This window comes from Tenacibaculum sp. MAR_2009_124 (assembly GCF_900105455.1).
Lineage (GTDB): Bacteria > Bacteroidota > Bacteroidia > Flavobacteriales > Flavobacteriaceae > Polaribacter.
This window is the reverse complement of the sequence record NZ_FNSF01000001.1, coordinates 31,264-54,563: the sequence shown is the minus strand read 5'-3', so window position 1 is coordinate 54,563 and position 23,300 is coordinate 31,264. Positions and strand designations below refer to the sequence as shown.

The following is a 23,300-nucleotide window of genomic DNA, read 5'->3' as shown; positions in this document are numbered from 1 at the left end:
CCGAATAAAGCGTATTCTGAGTTACTGCACTTTCCGATTACCAATCCATAAGCCGCATGGAATAATACCGCTGGACTCATTCCTAATTCGATGCTAACTTCTCTAAGTTCTTTATTCAATGTATCTGGTAAAAGTACATTTGCCACTTTAATGGCATTGGCATTCACCTTGGTGTCTGATAAATTAAATGGATAGGTTGGTTCTTCAATATCACCTAATACCCCTTGGAAATAAGTCTCACTATCGTTGGTTGCTTGCGCATGTAATGTATGTCCAATAAAGTCTCGATACAATACTGGTGTTGGAAGATTTTCCTCATGTCCTAATAGATATAATTGAACCTCCTCAACAACTTTTTCTAAACCAATATGATCCAGTACCAAGTGATGCTGATTGACAATCAAATAGTAACGATCATGCTCCTTATCATCTGCCGATTTTAATTGTAATAATGGAGCTTTCGATACATCCATCCATTGATTTCCTGGAGCGGTTAACTCTTCTAATTCAGTTAAAACGTCTGTTTTTGCATCGAAAATTAATTCCTCTACTGATAATGCTGCTTCTCGCTGTACTACTTGAACTGCACTCGGTAAACCTTCACTTACTACACAAGTTCTGAGTACATCATGTCTGTTTACCACAAATTGTAAAGCCTCGATAAATAAAGCTCGTTTCTCTTTGTCTTTAAAAGACAGTAAGTTTGATAGTACATAGGTATCTCCTTGCTCTTTATCACTCATTAAATAATGGAAATAGATTCCTTCTTGTAGTGGTGATAATGGATAGATGTCTTCAATATTTGAAACACCGCCTGAAATCTTCGAAACGATGGTATCAATATCTTCCTGTGCAAAATCTAACAATGGGACCATTGCTGGTGTGATCGTCTTTGTATCCACTGTAATTCCATTGGCTGGAACTTGATATCTTTCTGTATCTGATGTTAATTTCTCTGCTATTTGAGCAATGGTTGCATTGGCAAAAATATCTTTTACCTCAATGTATAAATCAAGCTTTTGTAAACGTGATATTAATTGAACAATTAATAAACTATGCCCTCCTAATTCAAAGAAGTTATCATAAACCCCTGCTTTCTCAACACCTAATAAATCTTGCCAAATTCTAGCTATTTGAGATTCCAACTCATTTCTTGGTGCTACATATGCTGTAGTTGATAATAATGATCCATCTAGTTCTGGTAACGCTTTTCTGTCTAATTTACCACTTGCCGTTAATGGCATTTCTTCGAGTTCAACCCATAAAGATGGAACCATATATTCCGGTAGACTCTTCTTTAATTCAGCTTGAACTTTTTCTTTATCGAACTCTCCATCTACAACTACATATCCTACCAATCGTTTACTTCCTGTAACATCTGCTTTGGCTAGTACACAGCTGTTTTGAATATTGGTTATGGCTGCTAAAGCTGTTTCAATCTCTCCTAATTCTATTCTGTATCCACGAACCTTTACTTGTGAATCCTTTCTTCCTACATATTCTAACGTTCCATCAGAGAGCCAGCGTGCTAAATCGCCTGTCTTGTAAATTCTTTCTCCTTCCTTAAATGGATTTGTAATGAATTTTTCATTCGTTAATTCTTCTCGGTTTAAATATCCTCTCGCTACTCCTTTTCCTCCTACACATAATTCTCCTACAACACCTACTGGTAGGAGTTCACTCGATTCACTTAAAATATATATCTGAGTATTGGCTATCGGACGTCCAATGGTTTGAACTCCGTTGATTTCTCTTTTGATAAAGGTACTATAAGTCGTAGCCTCTGATGGTCCATATAAATCATAAATAGACTCTACCGAACTTTCTTCATAAATACGATCGACCAAACTTGGTAATAACGGCTCTCCTGCTAGGTTGATTGTTTTTACCGTTTCTGGTAATTTTCCTGATTCTAAGACTCCTTGTAAAACACTTGGTACCGTATTAATCAGTGATACAGAAACTTCTGAATCTTCTACTAATGATAATAAATTATCAACTAATTCAATCTTTGCTCCTGAGGCTAGTGAAGTAAAGATCTCAAAAATCGATAAATCAAAGTTGATGGAAGTACTCGCTAGCATTCCTAAATCCAATGAATCCTTGAAGTTTGCCGTTGCCCAATTCACTAAATTGAACATATTACCATGTTCAATAAGTACTCCTTTTGGTTTTCCTGTACTTCCTGAAGTATAAATTACATACGCCAGATTCTCTTGTGAGATTGATTGATAGCTTAATTTTCTTGTTGAATACTCTGAAATCTGATTCCAATCTGTATCTAAAGCAATGCTTGTAAAACCTTCTTTGTCTTCTAAAGCATCTTGACTTGAAGCATTACTTAATAATAATTCAATTCCTGTATCTTCTATGATATATTCGACACGCTCTTTTGGGTAATTAGGATCGATTGGAACATAAGCTCCGCCTGATTTTAAAACTCCTAAAATTCCTACAATCATCTCCAAACTACGCGTCATACAAATTCCTACCAATCCATCTGCTTGAACTCCTTGAGTTTGTAAATATCGAGCTACTTGGTTCGAGCGTTGATCTAATTCTTTATAACTTAATGCTTCTCCTTTATAAACAACGGCAACTTGCTTTGGTGATTGCTTTACCTGATCTGAAAACAGATTTAAAATAGTTTGATCTAATGGATACTCTGCTTCAGTATTGTTGAAAGTCTCTAACAATAACTCCTCTTCTTCTTTTGATAAGATGACTGCATTACGAACTTCAATCGTTTCCTCTGAATTTAAACCTTGTACTAATTGTTCCAAGGCTTCTTGCATATAATCAATAACTCGATTTACATCAACACTCCCATCTATTTGAGCGGTTAATCCGAAATCTACTCCATAATCATCAACACTTAAAGTAAATGGATAATTCGTTCGCTCTTGACTTTCTATTTTTGTAATTCCTAAACTTGTGGTAAGGCCTTCTTTATTTGATGCTTCAAAAGAATGACGGTAGTTTAATAAAGCACTGAACAAAGGAACATCATTCGAAATTTCACTCCATCCTTGAATGTCAGCTAATGGGCTTTGTTCGTAAGATAAAAGCTCATTTAATCTATTTTTAACTTCAATGACATAGTCTGAAATACTTGCGTTTAACTCAGTTAAAAATGGTAAAGTATTAATGAATAACCCTAGTGAGTCTGCTGAATTTGAAGCTCCTTGCAAACGTCCTGAAAATAACGAACCAAATAACGCATACTCTGAATTACTACATTTTCCAACTACGAGTCCATAAGCTGCATGGAATAAAGTCGCTGGACTCATTCCGTTCTTTGTACATATATTTCGGATTTCCTTACTTAGCTCTTTATTCAAGAGTTTACTAAATTCTTGGATATCTCCTCCATCTCCTTTGATATCTGATAAACCAAATGGATACGTAGGATCTTCGATATTATCTAATAAATCTTTGAAATATGATTCACTATCGTTTGTGGTTTGTGAATGTAAGGTATGGCCTATAAAATCTCTATATAATACTGGTTCTAAAAGTGTTGCTACTTCTCCTGAAAGGTAAACTTCAATCTCTGCTACAATCTTCTCCATTCCAACGTGATCTAATATCAAATGGTGCTGATTTAATACCAAATAACAAGTACCACTTTCTAGATCATTTACCGATTTTAATTGTAATAATGGAGCAATAGAAGTGTCTACCCATTGACTTCCCGGAGCGGTTAATTCCTCTAATTGAGATTCAACAGCTGTAGTATTTTCATAGGTTAGCTCTTCTATCGATAACTTAACTTCTCTTTGTACTACTTGAATCGTTTTGGGTAAACCTTCACTTACAAAACATGTTCTCAATACATCGTGACGATTCACTACAAATTGTAAGGCTTCTATAAAAGATTTGCGCTTCTCTTCATTTTCAAAAGACAGTAAATGAGACAAAACATATGGATCTCCCTGTTCTTTATCACTCATTAAGTGATGGAAATAAATTCCTTCTTGTAATGGTGATAATGGATAGATATCTTGAATATTCGATACCCCTCCTTCAACTTTTGAAACTACTGCATCAATATCTTCTTGATCAAAATCCAATAAAGGAACCATTGCTGGAACAATGTGATCTATATCTTCTGTTACTCCATTCGCTGGAACTTGATACATTAATGATAATGATGAAGCGCTATCACTCATCGATGCAATCGTTGGATTTGAGAAAACATCTTTTACCGCGATATTGAAATCTATCTTTTGTAAACGTGAGATTAACTGAACAACCAGTAAACTATGTCCTCCTAATTCAAAGAAGTTATCATAAACTCCTACCTTTTCTAGCCCCAATACTTCTTGCCAAATGCTCACCATTTGAGATTCCATCTCATTTCTTGGAGCAACATATTCTTTGGTTGATAATAATGATCCGTCTGGTTCTGGTAACGCTTTTCTATCTAATTTACCATTCACTGTCAATGGCATTGCTTCCAACTCAACCCATAATCCAGGTACCATATACTCTGGAAGAATCTCTTTTAATTCGTTTTGAATATTTTCTTTATCGAATTCTCCGCTTGGAACTACATAGGCTACTAAGCGCTTGCTTCCTATACTATCGTCTTTTGCTAGCACACAACATTGACTGATGCTCTCTAATGATGATAATGTGTTTTCTATCTCTCCTAATTCAATTCTGTATCCACGGATCTTTACTTGATTATCTTTTCTTCCAATATATTCTATCGTTCCATCAGGTAACCAACGGGCTAAATCTCCTGTCTTATAAATTCTATCTCCTTCTTTAAATGGATTCGGAATGAATTTCTCATTGGTTAATTCTTCTTTGTTTAAATAGCCTCTAGCTACCTGAACTCCTCCAATACATAATTCTCCTGCAACTCCAATCGGTGCTAAGTTCATTGAATTATCCAGTACATATAAACTTGTATTGGCTACTGGACGTCCAATTAATACATTACTAATTTCTTTGTTTAATGGAACTGGCCAATAACTAACATCAATCGCTGCTTCCGTGGGTCCATATAAATTGTGTAATGCTACTCCTGTGAATTTCTCATTGAATAAAGCTACATGATCTACCTGTAAGGCTTCTCCACTACAAATTACACGACGTAAAGAATCACAATCTCCTGAGGCTATTTCTTCTAAGAACACTCTCAACATCGATGGTACAAAGTGCATTGTTGTGATTTTGTGCTCTTCTATAATATCTTTTAAGTAACGTGCATCTTTATGTCCTTCTGGTTTTGCAAATACTAGTTTCGATCCACTAATAGTTCCCCATAATAATTCCCATACCGATACATCGAAACTGAAAGTTGTTTTTTGTAAAATAGTATCCTCTGAAGTCAATTGGTATTCTGATTGCGTCCATAACAAACGATTTACAATACCATTGTGCTGATTCATTACTCCTTTTGGCTTTCCTGTACTTCCTGAAGTATAAATTACATAGGCCAAATTCTCTGGAGATACTACTGGAGTTAAAGCATCTATTGAATAACTTCCAATAGTTTCCCATTGATTGTCTAATGCAACTGCAGTAATATCGTCTCGATCTCCTAATACTTCTGATTCAACTTTTGCACTCGTTAATACCAATTTGATCTCAGCATCCGATACCATATACTCAATACGATCTTCTGGATATTCTGGATCAATTGGCACATACGCTCCTCCCGATTTTAAGATTCCTAAAATACTTACTAGCATTTCAATGCTTCGCTCAATACAAATACCTACCAAAGTATCTGGGGTAACTCCTTGCTCACGCAGATAATGTCCTAACTGATTTGAACGCTCGTCTAACTCAGTAAATGTTAATGCCTCATCTTCAAAAACAACAGCTATTGCTTCTGGTGATTTAATTACTTGTTCCGCAAATAAATCAACCAGTGTTTTATCTAATGGATACTCAGCATGAGTGTTGTTGAATGTATCTAATAATGCTAACTCCTCTTTTGGTAAGATTGCTGCACTACTAACTTCAATAGCTCCTTCAGAAGTCAATCCTTCTAGTAATTGTTCTAGGGTCTCTTCTATATAATCTATAATGCGCCTTGCATTAATATGTTTTTCGATTTGCACTGTTAACCCAAAATCAACTCCATAATCATCAACATTCAGAGTAAGTGGGTAATTTGTTCTTTCATGACCATTAATAAGAGTTATTCCTAAGTCATTCTCAAGTGACGTAGCTTCTGCATTACTTGGGTCTATTGAATGACGGTAATTTAATAGAGCACTGAATAATGGAACTTCGTTGGAAATATCACTCCAATTCTGAATACTAGACAATGGAGTTTGTTCATAAGGTAATAATTCATTTAATCCTTGTTTAATCTTTTGAATATACTCTATAATGTTACCTTCTAGTTTTACGAAAAATGGTAAAGTATTTATGAATAATCCTAAAGATTCTGCTGCTCCAACCGCTCCTTGTAAACGTCCCGAAAATAGTGAACCAAAAATAGCATACCCTTTATTACTACTTCTTCCGACAACAATTCCATAAGCAGCATGAAATAATACTGCTGGACTCATTCCTAACTCGACACTAACGCTTCGAATTTTTTGGCTTAGTTCTTTTGGTAATCTAATTTCTAATTCCTCTATATCACTACCATTTCCTAAAACATTCGTTAAGTCAAACGGATACGTAGGTTCTTCAACATCTCCTAATAAACCTTTGAAATAAATTTCATCATTATTTGTTATCTGCGAGTGTAAATTATGCCCTATAAAATCACGATACAATACTGGAATAGGAAGACTTTCTTTATTACCGAATAAGTATTGTTCTATCTCAAAAATCACTCTTTCTAAACCTAGATGATCTAATACCAAGTGATGCTGATTGATAACTAAATAATAAATTTCATTCTCATCATCATTCGCCGATTTTATTTGTAGTAATGGGGCATTTGAAATATCCATCCATTGATTCCCTGGACTGGTTAATCGTTCCAATTCAGATAAAACATCTGTTGTTTTTTCAAAGACCAACTCCTCTATCGATAATTGAGCTTCTCGTTGTACTACTTGAACTGCTTTTGGCAAACCTTTACTCACAACACAAGTTCTCAGTACATCATGTCTGTCTACTACAAACTGAAGGGCTTCAATAAACAAAGAGCGCTTTTCTTTGTCTTTAAAGGATACTAGATTAGATAATATATAAGTATCTCCTTCTTCCTTATTACTCATTAAATAATGAAAATGAATTCCTTCTTGTAATGGTGATAATGGATAGATATCTTGAATATTCGAAACACCGCCAGAAACTTTCGATACGACTGTGTCAATATCTTCTTGATTGAAATCCAATAACGGAACCATCGCTGGAACAATATGCTCCACCTCTGGGGTAATTCCATTTTCAGGCACTTGGTATGTTGGTGTGTCCGTTGATAATTTTTCTGCGATTTCTGCAATGGTTGCATTGGCAAAAATATCTTTTACCTCTATGTATAAATCAAGTTTTTGTAAACGTGATATTAATTGAACAACGAGTAAACTATGACCTCCTAATTCAAAGAAGTTGTCATATACACCAACTTTTTCTACTCCTAACAACTCTTGCCAAATCTCAGCGATTTGTTCTTCTACTACTGTTCTTGGAGCTACATATGCTTTGGTTGATAAGAGTGATCCATCTAGTTCTGGCAGGGATTTTCTATCTAACTTTCCACTAGCAGTTAATGGCATTTCTTCTAACTCAACCCATAAAGATGGGACCATGTATTCTGGTAAGCTCTCCTTTAACTCGGCTTGAACGTTTTCTTTATCGAACTCTCCATCTACAACAACATATCCTACCAATCGCTTACTTCCTGTGACATCTGCTTTTGCTAGTACACAACTGTTTTGAATATTGGTTATGGCTGCTAAAGCTGTTTCAACCTCTCCTAATTCTATTCTATATCCACGAACTTTTACTTGAGAATCCTTTCTTCCTACATATTCTAACGTTCCATCAGAGAGCCAGCAGGCTAAATCACCTGTCTTGTAAATTCTCTCACCTTCCTTAAATGGATTCGTAATGAATTTTTCATTCGTTAATTCTTCTCGGTTTAAATATCCTCTCGCCACTCCTTTTCCTCCTACACATAATTCTCCTACAACGCCCACTGGTAAAAGTTCACTCGATTCACTTAAAATATAAATCTGAGTATTGGTAATCGGACGTCCAATAGTTTGAGCTCCGTTGATTTCTCTTTTGATAAAGGTGCTATAAGTCGTAGCTTCTGATGGTCCGTATAAATCATAAATAGACTCTACCGAACTTTCGTTGTAAATACGATCGACCAAACTTGGTAATAATGGCTCACCTGCTAGGTTGATTGTTTTTACCGCTTCTGGTAATTTTCCTGACTCTAAGACTCCTTGTAAAACACTTGGTACCGTATTGATCAGTGATACAGAAACTTTTGAATCTTCTACTAATGATAATAAGTTATCGACTAATTCAATCTTCGCTCCTGAGGCTAGTGAAGTAAATATTTCAAAAATCGATAAATCAAAGTTGATGGAAGTACTTGCCAGCATTCCTAAATCCAATGAATCCTTGAAGTTTGCCGTTGCCCAGTTTACCAAATTGAACATATTTCCATGTTCAATAAGGACTCCTTTTGGTTTTCCTGTACTTCCTGAAGTGTAAATTACATACGCCAGATTCTCTTGTGAGATTGATTGATAGCTTAATTTTCTTGTTGAATACCCTGAAATCTGATCCCAATCCGTATCTAACACAATGTTTGTTACCCCTTCTTGGCCTTCTAAAATCTCTTGACTTGCTGCATTACTTAATATTAATGTTATTCCAGTATCTTCTATGATATATTCGACACGCTCTTTTGGATAGTTCGGATCTATTGGAACGTAGGCTCCGCCTGATTTTAAAACTCCTAAAATTCCTACGATCATCTCCAAGCTACGTGTCATACAAATTCCTACCAATCCATCTGGTTGAACTCCTTGAACCTGCAAATAACTTGCTACTTGATTCGAACGTTGATCGAGTTCTTTATAACTTAATTCTTCTCCTTTATAAACAACAGCTACTTGTTTCGGTGATTGCTTCACCTGATCTGAAAAAAGATCTAATATGGTTGTATCTAATGAATAGTCAGCATCAGTAGCATTGAAAATCTCCAATAATAACTGCTCTTCTTCTTTTTCTAAAATTGATAAAGCCGCAACTGGTATCGCCTCTTCTGCTTGTAAACCTTCTACAAGTTGTACCAAAGCTTCTTCCATAAAAGCCAGTACACGATCTGTATCAATACTGCCATCAATCTGAGCTGTTAATTTAAACTCTTTTCCATAATCATCAATATTTAAGGTAAATGGATAATTCGTTCGCTCATGATCACTGAGAATCTCTATTCCTAAATCAGCAGTATTCTCATCATTTTTTTCTGTTTCTAATGATGAATGACGGTAATTTAGTAAAGCGCTAAAGAAAGGAATCTCGTTAGAAATATCACTCCAAGATTGAATGCTTGATAGTGGAGTTTGCTCATATGGCAACAAGTCTTGTAACTTTCGTTTAACTTCTTGTACATACTCAGATACATTTCCTTTAAGATCTGCTAAGAAAGCTAAGGTGTTAATGAATAATCCTAATGACTCCGCCGCTCCTGAGGCTCCTTGTAAACGTCCTGAAAATAAAGTTCCAAATAACGCATAGTCTGTATTACTACATTTTCCTACAACCAATCCATAAGCTGCATGAAATAACACCGCAGGACTCATTCCTAAATCGACACTTACCTCTCGAATAGCTAGACTTAATTTCTCTGACAGAATAGTATGAGATTCTTTGGTTTCTTCTCCTGTTCCTAGAATATCTGATAAACCAAAAGGATAGCTTGGCTCATCAATTCCTTTTAAAAGTTTTTTGAAATATGATTTATTATCATTAATGGATTGTTGATGTAACGTATGTCCAATAAAATCACGGTATAATGCAGACTTCTGTAAACCTGCTTCTTTTCCTGATAAATATGCATACACTTCATTAACAACAATTTCTAAGCCTACATGGTCAAAAACTAAGTGATGTCGATTGATAATCAGATAGTAATTGTTACCTGCAATATCATCAGCTGATTTCAACTCTAATAATGGTGCTTTAGAAAGATCCATCCATTGCTTTCCAGGAGCTGTTAAAGACTCCAGTTCTGATATCTCTAAATCTAACTTTTCAACTTCTAATGATACATTTTTAAGTACCACTTGAACGGCCTGTGGTAAGCCTTCACTGATAACACATGTTCTGAGTACATCATGACGGTTTACGACAAACTGAAGCGCCTCTATGAATAAAGCTCTCTTTTCCTTACTTGGGAATGAATATAAACTCGGTAATACATATGGATCACCATGCTCTTTATCACTCATTAAATAATGGAAATACATCCCTTCCTGCAATGGTGACAACGGATACATATCTTGGATATTCGAAATATCTCCTACTTTTGAAACGACTTCATCAATATCTTCTTGATCAAATCCTAATAAAGGAACCATCTCTGGTACAATACGATCGATTCCTGCAGTAATTCCATTTGCTGGAACGATATAAATTGATGATTCAGAAGATATTTTTTTGCTAATTTCTGCAATTGTTGGTTCTGAGAAAATATCATTGATATTAACATAAAAATCCAACTTTTGCATACGAGAAATCAACTGCACAATTAATAGACTATGTCCTCCTAATTCAAAAAAGTCATCATAAACTCCTACTTGTTCAATTCCTAGCAATTCCTGCCAAATCGCAACTAATTGTTCTTCTGTTTCATTTCTTGGAGCGACATACTCTTTGCTTGATAAATCTGAACTATCTGGCTCTGGTAAAGATCTTCTGTCTAATTTACCATTGCTCGTCAATGGCATCTCTTCCATTTCCACCCAAATCGATGGAATCATATAATCTGGTAAATGTTGTTTTAATTCTTGTTGAATTATTTCTTTATCAAATTCACCTTCCGAAACAACATATCCTACCAAGTATTTGGTACCACCAACAGTTTCTTTTGCTAATACACAACATTGACTGATAGAGATTAAATTGGATAACGCGTTTTCTATCTCCCCTAGCTCAATTCTATATCCTCGAATCTTAACCTGAGCATCTTTTCTTCCTGCGAATTCAATATTACCATCAGGTAACCATTTCGCTAAATCTCCTGTTTTGTAAAGTTTTTCTCCTTCTTTAAATGGACTTGAAATGAATTTCTCTTGGGTGAGTTCTTCATTGTTTAAGTACCCTCTAGCAACTCCTGCTCCTCCTACAACTAATTCCCCTTCTACTCCTACAGGAACTAAGTTCATTACTGAATCAACGATATAAGCCACTCTGTTCTTTATTGGCTTACCAATTGGAAGATTTTCTTCGATGATTTCAATAGTGTACGTGGTTGAGAACGTCGTGTTCTCTGTCGGTCCATATCCATTGATGATCGTTACATCTGGATATAACTCTTTTATTTTATTGGTATAGTTGAATAGAACTACATCTCCTCCAACTAGTAAATGTTTTAATGAAGCAAAAACACTCGTATCTTCCTCTACTACCCCATGGAACCATGAAGCAGTCATCCATAATGTAGTTACCTCTTTCTCTTGTAATAATGCTTTAAAGCTTGCGGTATCTAATAAAGTGTCTTTGGTTGTTAAAACAAGTTCTCCTCCATTAAGTAAGGTTCCCCAATATTCAATTGTGGTTGCATCGAAAGAAATCGATCCTGTTGATAACCAAACCGTATCTGAATTCAGCTCTACATAATCACAGCTCGTACTTAAACTAACAATGTTTTTATGTTCGATTTGAACTCCTTTTGGCTGTCCTGTACTTCCTGAAGTGTAGATCACATACGCTAAATCATTTGATGAAATAGTTGTATTTAAACTGTTTTCTGAATAGGTTGCAATTAGTTCATTCCACTGCTTGTCTAAAGAAATGATTGATACATTATCTCTATCTTTTAATACTTCAGTATTTGCTTCGCTTGTCAATACCAAATTAATCGTAGTATCACTTAACATATACTCGATACGATCTTCTGGATAACTTGGATCGATTGGTACATAAGCACCGCCTGATTTTAAGACTCCTAAAATCGAAATAAGTAACTCCAAACTACGATCCATACAGATTCCTACAAACGTATCCATCTCTACTCCTTGCGCTTGTAAATAATGTGCTAATTGATTTGAACGTTTATCTAGTTCCTCATACGTTAATGTAGTTCCTTCAAATGAAATCGCTGCTTTGTTTGGTGCTTTTACTACCTGACCTTCAAATAGTTCTATTACCGACTTCTCTGATGGATACGTTAATTCAGTAGCATTGAAAACTTCTAATATTTCTGTAGTTCCTTCTTCAGATAAAATAGCTAAGCTTGTAACTGATTCTTTTTGCTCTACTTTTAATCCTTGTAACAAACTTGTTAAGGCTTCTTGCATATACGTTAAGACACGATCTGCAGAAACCTGTTCATCTATAAGTGCTGTAAGCTCGAAAATAGATCCATAATCATCAACGTTTAAGGTAAATGGATAATTTGTACGTTCTTGACCACTTATGGCTGTAATTCCTAAATCAAAAGAATCACTAATTTCTTCTTCAGAAGCACGTGAGTGACGGAAATTCAATAATGCACTAAATAATGGAACTTCATTTGAAATTCCACTCCAATCTTGCACTTCTGACAATGGTGTTTGTTCATAAGGCAGTAACTCATTCAACTGCTGTTTAACTGCCTTGACATATTCAGTAACATTACCTTCTAAAGAAGCGTAAAACGGTAAGGTATTGATAAACAACCCAAGTGAATCTGCTGCATCTAAAGAGCCTTGTAAACGACCTGAAAACAACGATCCAAATAGGGCGTACTCAGAATTACTACATTTTGCAACAACCAGTCCAAAAGCTGCATGGAATAATACTGCTGGACTCATTCCTAATTTCGTACTAACCTCTCGAAGTTCATTACTAACATCTTCAGATAGTACAGCTACTGATTCCTTTATACTGCTTCCATTACCTCGGACATTTGATAGCTCAAACGGATATGTAGGCTCTTCAATACTACCTATTAACTCTTTAAAGTAAATTTCACTATCATTTACAGATTGCGCATGTAATGTATTTCCAATGAAATTTCTATATAATCCAGTTACTGGGAGACTTTCTTTGTTTCCTGACAGATACATTTCAATCTCTGCAACAACTGTTTCCAACCCAACATGATCCAACACTAAATGATGCTGATGTATAACTAAATAATACGTATTGCTTTTATGATCCTCTGCTGTTAATAAATTTAGTAATGGAGCCTTGGTAACATCCATCCACTGATTTCCTGGAGCTGTTAAGTCTTCTAATTCAGTTAAAATATCTGTTGTATTATCAAATGCTAGCTTCTCTATCGATAATTTAGCTTCTCTTTGTACTACTTGAACAGCTTTCGGTAATCCTTCACTTACTACACAAGTACGTAATACATCATGTCTGTTTACCACAAATTGTAAAGCTTCTATAAATAAAGCCCGTTTTTCATTATCTGGAAATGATAATAAGCTTGGTAATATGTATGGATCTCCTTGCTCTTTATCGCTCATTAAATAATGGAAATACATTCCTTCCTGCAACGGTGATAAAGGGTACATATCTTGAATATTCAAAACATCTCCTGAAATCTTTGAAACTACTGCATCAATATCCTCTTGAGTAAAATCTAACAATGGAACCATTGAAGGAACTATATGTTCCACTTCTAGAGTAATTCCATTTGCTGGAACTTGATACATTGATGATAAAGGCATTGCTATTTCACTCATTGACGCGATCGTAGTCTTTGAGAAAATATCTTTTACAGCTATATGATAATCAAGCTTTTGTAAACGTGATATTAATTGAACAATTAATAAACTATGCCCTCCTAATTCAAAGAAATTATCATAAACTCCTACTTTCTCAACACCTAACAACTCTTGCCAAATCGTAGCGATTTGTGATTCAACCACAGTTCTTGGAGCTATATATTCTTTGGTTGACAATAATGAGCCGTCTAGTTCTGGTAATGCTTTTCTATCCAATTTACCACTAGCGGTTAATGGCATTTCTTCGAGTTCAACCCATAAAGATGGGACCATGTATTCTGGTAAGCTCTCTTTTAGCTCGGTTTGAACTTTTTCTTTGTCGAACTCTCCCTCTGCAACTACATATCCTACCAATCGCTTACTTCCTGTGACATCTGCTTTGGCTAGTACACAACTGTTTTGAATATTGCTTATGGCTGCTAAAGCTGTTTCAATCTCTCCTAATTCTATTCTGTATCCACGAACCTTTACTTGTGAATCCTTTCTTCCTACATATTCTAACGTTCCATCAGAGAGCCAGCGTGCTAAATCGCCTGTCTTGTAAATTCTTTCTCCTTCCTTAAATGGATTTGAAATGAATTTTTCATTCGTTAATTCTTCTCTGTTTAAATATCCTCTAGCTACTCCTTTTCCTCCTACACATAATTCTCCGACAACTCCTACCGGTAGGAGTTCACTCGATTCACTTAAAATATATATTTGAGTATTGGCAATCGGACGTCCAATGGTTTGAACTCCGTTGATTTCTCTCTTGATAAAGGTACTATAAGTCGTAGCCTCTGATGGTCCGTATAAATCAAAGATCGCTTCTACTGAGCTTTCTTCATAAATACGATCTACTAAACTTGGTAGTAATGGCTCTCCTGCTAGGTTAATGGTTTTTACTGTCTCTGGTAATTTTCCTGATTCTAAGACTCCTAGTAAAACACTTGGTACTGTATTGATTAATGATACAGAAACTTCTGAATCTTCAACTAGTGATAATAAGTTATCAACTAATTCAATCTTTGCTCCTGATGCTAGTGAGGTGAATATCTCAAAAATCGATAAATCGAAGTTGATAGAAGTACTGGCTAGCATTCCTAAATCCAATGAATCCTTGAAGTTTGAGATTGCCCAGTTTACCAAGTTGAACATATTACCATGTTCAATAAGTACTCCTTTTGGTTTTCCTGTACTTCCTGAAGTATAAATTACATACGCCAGATTCTCTTGTGAGATTGATTGATAGCTTAATTTTCTTGTTGAATATTCTGAAATCTGATTCCAATCTGTATCTAAAGCAATGCTGGTGAATCCTTCTTTGTCTTCTAAAGCATCTTGACTTGAAGCATTACTTAATAATAATTCAATTCCAGTGTCCTCTATGATATATTCGATACGCTCTTTTGGATAGTTCGGATCGATTGGAACATAGGCTCCTCCTGATTTTAAAACTCCTAAAATTCCTACGATCATCTCCAAACTACGCGTCATACAAATTCCTACCAATCCATCTGGTTGAACTCCTTGATTTTGTAAATATCGAGCTACTTGATTTGAACGTTGATCTAATTCTTTATAACTTAATGCTTCTCCTTTATAAACAACAGCTACTTGTTTCGGTGATTGCTTTACCTGATCTGAAAACAGATTTAAAATAGTTTGATCCGTTCCAAAATCAACAGTTGTTGTATTAAAATCTTCTAATAATTGTTGTTGTTCTTCTTTTCGTAAAATTACTGCACTATTAACTTCAATAATTTCTTCCGAATTCAAGCCTTTTACTAATTGTTCTAAGGCTTCTTGCATGTACTCTACAACACGAGCAGCATCGATATGCTCTTCAATTTGAGCCGTCAAACCGAAGTCTACCCCATAATCATCAACACTTAAAGTAAATGGGTAATTCGTTCGCTCTTGACTTTCTATTTTTGTAATTCCTAAACTTGTGGTAAGGCCTTCTTTATTTGATGCTTCAAAAGAATGACGGTAGTTTAATAAAGCACTGAACAAAGGAACATCATTCGAAATTTCACTCCATCCTTGAATGTCAGCTAATGGGCTTTGTTCGTAAGATAAAAGCTCATTTAATCTATTTTTAACTTCAATGACATAGTCTGAAATACTTGCGTTTAACTCAGTTAAAAATGGTAAAGTATTAATGAATAACCCTAGTGAGTCTGCTGAATTTGAAGCTCCTTGCAAACGTCCTGAAAATAACGAACCAAATAACGCATACTCTGAATTACTACATTTTCCAACTACGAGTCCATAAGCTGCATGGAATAAAGTCGCTGGACTCATTCCGTTCTTTGTACATATATTTCGGATTTCCTTACTTAGCTCTTTATTCAAGAGTTTACTAAATTCTTGGATATCTCCTCCATCTCCTTTGATATCTGATAAACCAAATGGATACGTAGGATCTTCGATATTATCTAATAAATCTTTGAAATATGATTCACTATCGTTTGTGGTTTGTGAATGTAAGGTATGGCCTATAAAATCTCTATATAATACTGGTTCTAAAAGTGTTGCTACTTCTCCTGAAAGGTAAACTTCAATCTCTGCTACAATCTTCTCCATTCCAACGTGATCTAATATCAAATGGTGCTGATTTAATACCAAATAACAAGCACCACTTTCTAGATCATTTACCGATTTTAATTGTAATAATGGAGCAATAGAAGTGTCTACCCATTGACTTCCCGGAGCGGTTAATTCTTCTAATTGAGACTCAACAGCTGTAGCATTTTCATAGGTTAGCTCTTCTATCGATAACTTAACTTCTCTTTGTACTACCTGAACCGTTTTGGGTAAACCTTCACTTACAAAACATGTTCTCAATACATCGTGACGATTCACTACAAATTGTAAGGCTTCTATAAAAGATTTGCGCTTCTCTTCATTTTCAAAAGACAGTAAATGAGACAAAACATATGGATCTCCCTGTTCCTTATCACTCATTAAGTGATGGAAATAAATCCCTTCTTGTAATGGTGATAATGGATAGATATCTTGAATATTCGATACCCCTCCTTCAACTTTTGAAACTACTGCATCAATATCTTCTTGAGCAAAATCCAATAAAGGAACCATTGCTGGAACAATCTGATCTATATCTTCTGTTATTCCATTCGCTGGAACTTGATACATTAACGATAATGATGAAGCGCTATCACTCATAGATGCAATCGTTGGATTTGAGAAAACATCTTTTACCGCGATATTGAAATCTATCTTTTGTAAACGCGAGATTAACTGAACAACCAGTAAACTATGTCCTCCTAATTCAAAGAAATTATCGTTAACTCCTACCTTTTCTATCCCTAATACTTCTTGCCAAATGCTCACCATTTGAGATTCCATCTCATGTCTTGGAGCAACATATTCTTTCGTTGATAATAATGATCCGTCTGGTTCTGGTAACGCTTTTCTATCTAATTTGCCATTCACTGTTAATGGCATTGCTTCCAACTCAACCCATAATCCAGGTACCATATACTCTGGAAGAATCTCTTTTAATTCGTTTTGAATATTTTCTTTCCCGAATTCTCCATTTGGAACTACATAGGCTACTAAACGCTTGCTTCCTATACTATCATCTTTTGCTAGCACACAACATTGACTGATGCTTTCTAATGATGATAATGTGTTTTCTATCTCTCCTAATTCAATTCTGTATCCACGGATCTTTACTTGATTATCCTTTCTTCCAATATATTCTATTGTCCCATCAGGTAACCAACGGGCTAAATCTCCTGTCTTATAAATTCTATCTCCTTCCTTAAATGGATTCGGAATGAATTTCTCATTGGTTAATTCTTCTTTGTTTAAATAGCCTCTAGCTACCTGAACTCCTCCAATACATAATTCTCCTGCAACTCCAATCGGTGCTAAATTCATTGAATCATCCAGTACATATAAACTTGTATTGGCTACTGGACGTCCAATTAATACATTGCTAATTTCTTTGTTTAATGGAACTGGCCAATAACTAACATCAATAGCTGCTTCCGTGGGTCCGTATAAATTGTGTAATGCTACTCCTGTGAATTTCTCATTGAATAAAGCTACATGATCTACCTGTAAGGCTTCTCCACTACAAATTACACGACGTAAAGAATCACAATCTCCTGAGGCTATTTCTTCTAAGAACACTCTCAACATCGATGGTACAAAGTGCATCGTCGTTATTTTGTGCTCTTCTATAATCTCTTTTAAATAACGTGCATCTTTATGTCCTTCTGGTTTTGCTAATACTAATTTCGATCCACTAATAGTTCCCCATAATAATTCCCATACCGATACATCAAAACTGAATGTTGTTTTTTGTAAAATAGTATCCTCTGAAGTCAATTGGTATTCTGATTGCGTCCATAACAAACGGTTTACAATACCATTGTGCTGATTCATTACTCCTTTTGGCTTTCCTGTACTTCCTGAAGTATAAATTACATAAGCCAAATTCTCTGGAGATACTACTGGAGTTAAAGCATCTATTGAATAACTTGCTATAGTTTCCCATTGACTATCTAATGTAACGGTAGTGACACCTTCACGATCTCCTAATACTTCTGATTCAACTTTTGCGCTCGTTAATACCAATTTGATCTCAGCATCCGATAACATATACTCAATACGATCTTCTGGATATTCTGGATCGATTGGCACATACGCTCCTCCCGATTTCAAGATTCCTAAAATGCTAACCAGCATTTCTATACTACGTTCGATACAAATACCTACCAAAGTATCTGGGGTAACTCCTTGTTCACGTAAATAATATCCTAACTGATTTGAACGCTCGTCTAACTCAGCAAAGGTTAATGCTTCACCTTCAAAAACAACAGCAATTGCCTCTGGTGATTTAATTACTTGTTCTGCAAATAAATCAACCAATGTTTTATCTAATGGATACTCAGCATGAGTGTTGTTGAATGTATCTAATAATGTTAACTCCTCTTTTGGTAAGATTGCCGTACTACTAACTTCAATAGCTCCTTCAGAAGTCAATCCTTCTAGTAATTGTTCCAAAGCTTCTTGCATGTATACAAGAACTACATTTGATGAAATTCCTCCACTCATTTGAACTTCCAGTTGAAAATCATCTCCTCGATCATCAACGTTTAAAGTAAGCGGGTAATTTGTTCTTTCGTGGCTTTCTATGGAAGTAACTCCAAGATTCTCAATAATTGCTTCTTTTTCAGATAAGGTTGCAGAATGACGAAAATTTAACAAAGCACTAAATAGCGGTACTTCATTAGAAACACCACTCCATCTTTGAATATCAGCTAAAGAAGTTTGTTCATACGGTAATAAAGCTCTTAGTCCTTTCTTTATAACTTCTATATACTCAGAAATAGTCCCTCTTAATTCAGCATAAAATGGCAATGTGTTGATAAAAAGTCCTAAAGAATCTGAAGCTCCTGAAACTCCCTGTAAACGTCCAGAAAACAAGCTCCCAAAAATGGCATAATCTTTACTACTGCATCTAGCGACAACTAATCCGAAAGCTGCATGGAATAAGACCGCTGGGCTCATTCCTAATTTAGTACTAACCTCTCTAATTTCTTCACCTAACTTAGGTGATAAAAATATACTCGACTCTTCTACATCACTTCCATTTCCTTTTACATCTGATAAATTAAATGGATAAGTAGGTTCTTCAATATTCTCTAATAGATTTTTGAAATATGATTCGCTATCATTTGTTGTTTGCGAATGTAATGTATGACCAATAAAATTTCTGTATAAAGCTGGTGTTGGAAGATCTGATGTTTTTTCTGATAAATAGGCCGTGATCTCTAATACAATTTTCTCTAACCCAACATGATCTAAAACTAGGTGATGTTGATTGATAATTAGGTAATAACTATCTGTAGTTACATCATCTGCTGATTTTAACTCTAACAATGGTGCTTTTGATACATCCATTCGTTGGTTTCCTGGCTCAGTTAGTAATTCTAACTCTGATAAAGTTACATCTAACTCCTCTACCTTCAATACTGCTTCCCTAAGTACTATCTGAACAGCCTTTGGTAAACCTTCGCTTATGACACAAGTACGCAGTACATCATGACGATCCACTACAAATTGTAAAGCTTCTATAAATAAAGCACGCCTTTCCTTGCTTGGAAATGAAAACAAACTTGATAACACATATGGATCACCATGATCTTGATCACTCATTAAATAATGGAAATAGATTCCTTCCTGTAATGGTGATAGTGGATACACATCCTCAATATTCGATATCCCTCCTGGTGCTTTGGATACAACTGTATCGAGGTCTTCTTGACCAAAATTTAATAATGGAACCATTTCTGGTAAAATGCGATCCATTCCTTCAAAAATTCCATTGATAGGAACTTGATACGTAGGAGACGACGACGACGTATTTTTACTAATCGCTGCAATGGTAGGCTTTGAGAAGATATCCTTTACCGCTATACTGAATCCGATTTTCTGCAAGCTTGCGATTAACTGAACAACTAATAAACTATGTCCTCCTAGTTCAAAGAAATCATCATAAACACCTATCTTTTCTAAACCTAATATTTCTTGCCAAATTGCTACTAATTGTTCTTCTAACTTGTTTCTTGGGGCTACATATTCTTTACTTGATAACTCCGAGCCTTCCAGAGTTGGTAATGATTTTCTGGCGATTTTACCACTACTTGTTACAGGCATTTCATCTAGTGAAATCCATAGAGTAGGTACCATATACTCCGGTAACATCTCTTTTAACTCTTCCTGAATAAGTTCTTTATTGAACGTTTCTTTTGAAACTACATAGCCAACCAAGCGTTTGTTTCCGTTTGAATCAGCAGTTGCTAATACACAGCCTTGATTTACCGATGAAAGTGATGCTAAAGCATTTTCTATCTCGCCCAATTCAATTCTATACCCTCTAACTTTTACCTGATCATCTTTTCTTCCTAAGAATTCAATATTTCCATCAGGTAACCATCGAGCTAAATCTCCTGTTTTGTAGATTCTTTCGTCTTTCTTAAATGGATTTGGAATGAATTTTTCTGCTGTTAGTTCTTCTCTATTTAAGTATCCTCGAGCAACTCCTCTTCCTCCAACACACAACTCTCCTACTACTCCTTTTGGTAATAATTCATTTGCTTCATTTAAAATGTAGATCTGAGTGTTATCGATTGGTTTTCCTATTGGAACAAGGGTTTCTATATTTCCTTTAAAGGTAGTTGCACAAATACTGGTTTCGGTTGGACCATATGCATTTATGTAATTATAACTCTCAGCAAACTTCTTTGCCAATGTTAAAGGAATTGCTTCTCCAGCAGTTACTAAAGTGGTGAATCCTTGTAAGTCTTCAACTTCTAACAATTGTAAAAATGCTGGTGGTAACGTAGCAATGGTAATCGCATTGTTTTTTATATATTCTTTGAAGAACAAAACATCTGATTTTTTATCCTCTTCGATTGTATATAATGTTGCTCCTTTTAAAAGCACAGTAAAAATCTCCGAAATTGATGCATCAAATGACTGACTTGCAAATTGTAAACAATGAGATTCTGAAGTAATTGAGAATATTTCTATTTGAGACAGAATGGTATTGACAATACTTCTATGCTCAATTAATACTCCTTTTGGTTTCCCTGTACTTCCAGATGTGTAGATGATGTACGCTAAATTCGTTGCTTCTACTTTAACACCCGTTGAATTTATTTCGTACGCCTCTTTTTGCTCTTTAAATTCGTTTAAGAATTCATTGTCAATACTAAAAATACTACCACTATCTTTAAGTATGTATGATTTTCTTTCTTCAGGATATGATGGGTCAATTGGAACATAAGTTCCTCCTGCTTTTAATATTGCCAACATTGAAACAATTAACCAATTGCTCCTTTCTAAAATAACAGTAATTGAGCTTTCAATACTTATTGAATAATTAGCAACTAAATACTGTGCTAATTGATTTGATAATTCATTTAATTCCTTATATGTTAATTCCTCATCCTTATAAACTGATGCTATAACATTTGGCGTTTTTTGAACTTGAGTACTGAATAAATCGATTAATGTTTTATCCTCTGGATATACTATTGATGTATCATTGAAATCATTAACTAACTCTGTATTTTCTTCTTCAGAAAGTATTGAGATATCTTTTAATGGTTGTGATAGGTTTTCTTCAAATTGTCTTAAGGTGAATAATAGCCTCTCTGTTAATTTTTCAATTTCTTCTTGACCAAAATACTCTTGAAGAAAATCAATATTTAAAATAAGTGAAGAATCTTCTCCGTAGTCACACCAACGAAATGATAAAGGAACTTCTAAATCGATTATTGTAGATAAGTGCTTTATGGCTACGTGTAAACCTGATTCGAGTGATTTTGGAAAAGGGAAAGGTTCATAGTTCACTAAAACATCAAAAAGTTGTCTTCTACCTTCTGAAAGTAACTTCAATGATCTATTTAAATGTGATATTGGATATTGTCTATGTCTGTAATCGTTTCGTTGTGTTTTTTTAACATTAGTAATAAAATCAATTAGAATTTCATCAGAATTATAAGCCCCTTTGAAAGGAATAGCTCCTGAAAACATTCCCAATGCCTTGCGCTCTTGACGACTTACTCTGTTGTGAATTGGCACCCCAAAACTAAAAGTATTTTTATCTGTGGTTTTACCAAAATATAGTAATAATGCCGCTATTGTAAATTGAGGTAAGTTTGCCTTAGTTTTTTCTGTTAAACGACTAAACAACTCTCTATCTGCTTTCGAAATTTCAATAGAAAATCGTTGCCCTCCTGTATTGTTAGTATTACTCTTATTACTAATTATAGATTCAGGAATACTAGAAAATTTCTCTTTCCAATATTCAGCATCTTTTTCGTACTGTTTTGATTCTAAATAGTCATTACTTTTTTTAGCTATATCAAAGTACGACGGATATTTCATCGATTCAGGTTGTTCAAATTGATTCAACCTTCTATCGTACTCTTCTATTACATAACTTACCATTAAAGCTGAGCCAAAACCATCATATACTAAATGATGATTGTAACAGCACCACCAATGAACATCTTCCGCTAATTTTATTAGTGTATAGCTATAAAGTTTTTCTTTGCTTAAATCGAAAGCCGTATCAATTCCTTGTTGCATCCATTCTTTAGCTTTTTGCTCAGGATGTAACTCTTCCGAAAAATCAATTTCATTTAAATGAACTCCTTTATGATCACCTACATAAAACAATGGTTCTACTCCCGTAAAATCATATCTAAAATTGTAGGTATCATAAACTGATGACAAACTAGCTACCGTACTCCTAAAAAGTGCGATATCTAATTTACCTGTGAGAACAGCATATCCTCCCATATTATATATTGGACTTTGAGGATCTATTAATTGACCATAATAAACCTCTAGCTGTGCTAAATGCAACTTCTCTTTTAAATTCAT

1 protein-coding gene (running past one end of the window) is annotated in these 23,300 nt (G+C 34.9%); it reads right to left on the bottom strand.

From position 1 onward, the window contains the following. A protein-coding gene (locus BLW23_RS00140) for a non-ribosomal peptide synthetase (RefSeq protein WP_093667233.1) crosses the window boundary here: on the bottom strand, window positions 1-23,300 show its 5' portion. It extends 28,162 nt beyond the left edge of the window; only the first 23,300 of its 51,462 coding nucleotides appear in the window; the start codon lies at window positions 23,298-23,300; its stop codon lies beyond the left edge, outside the window.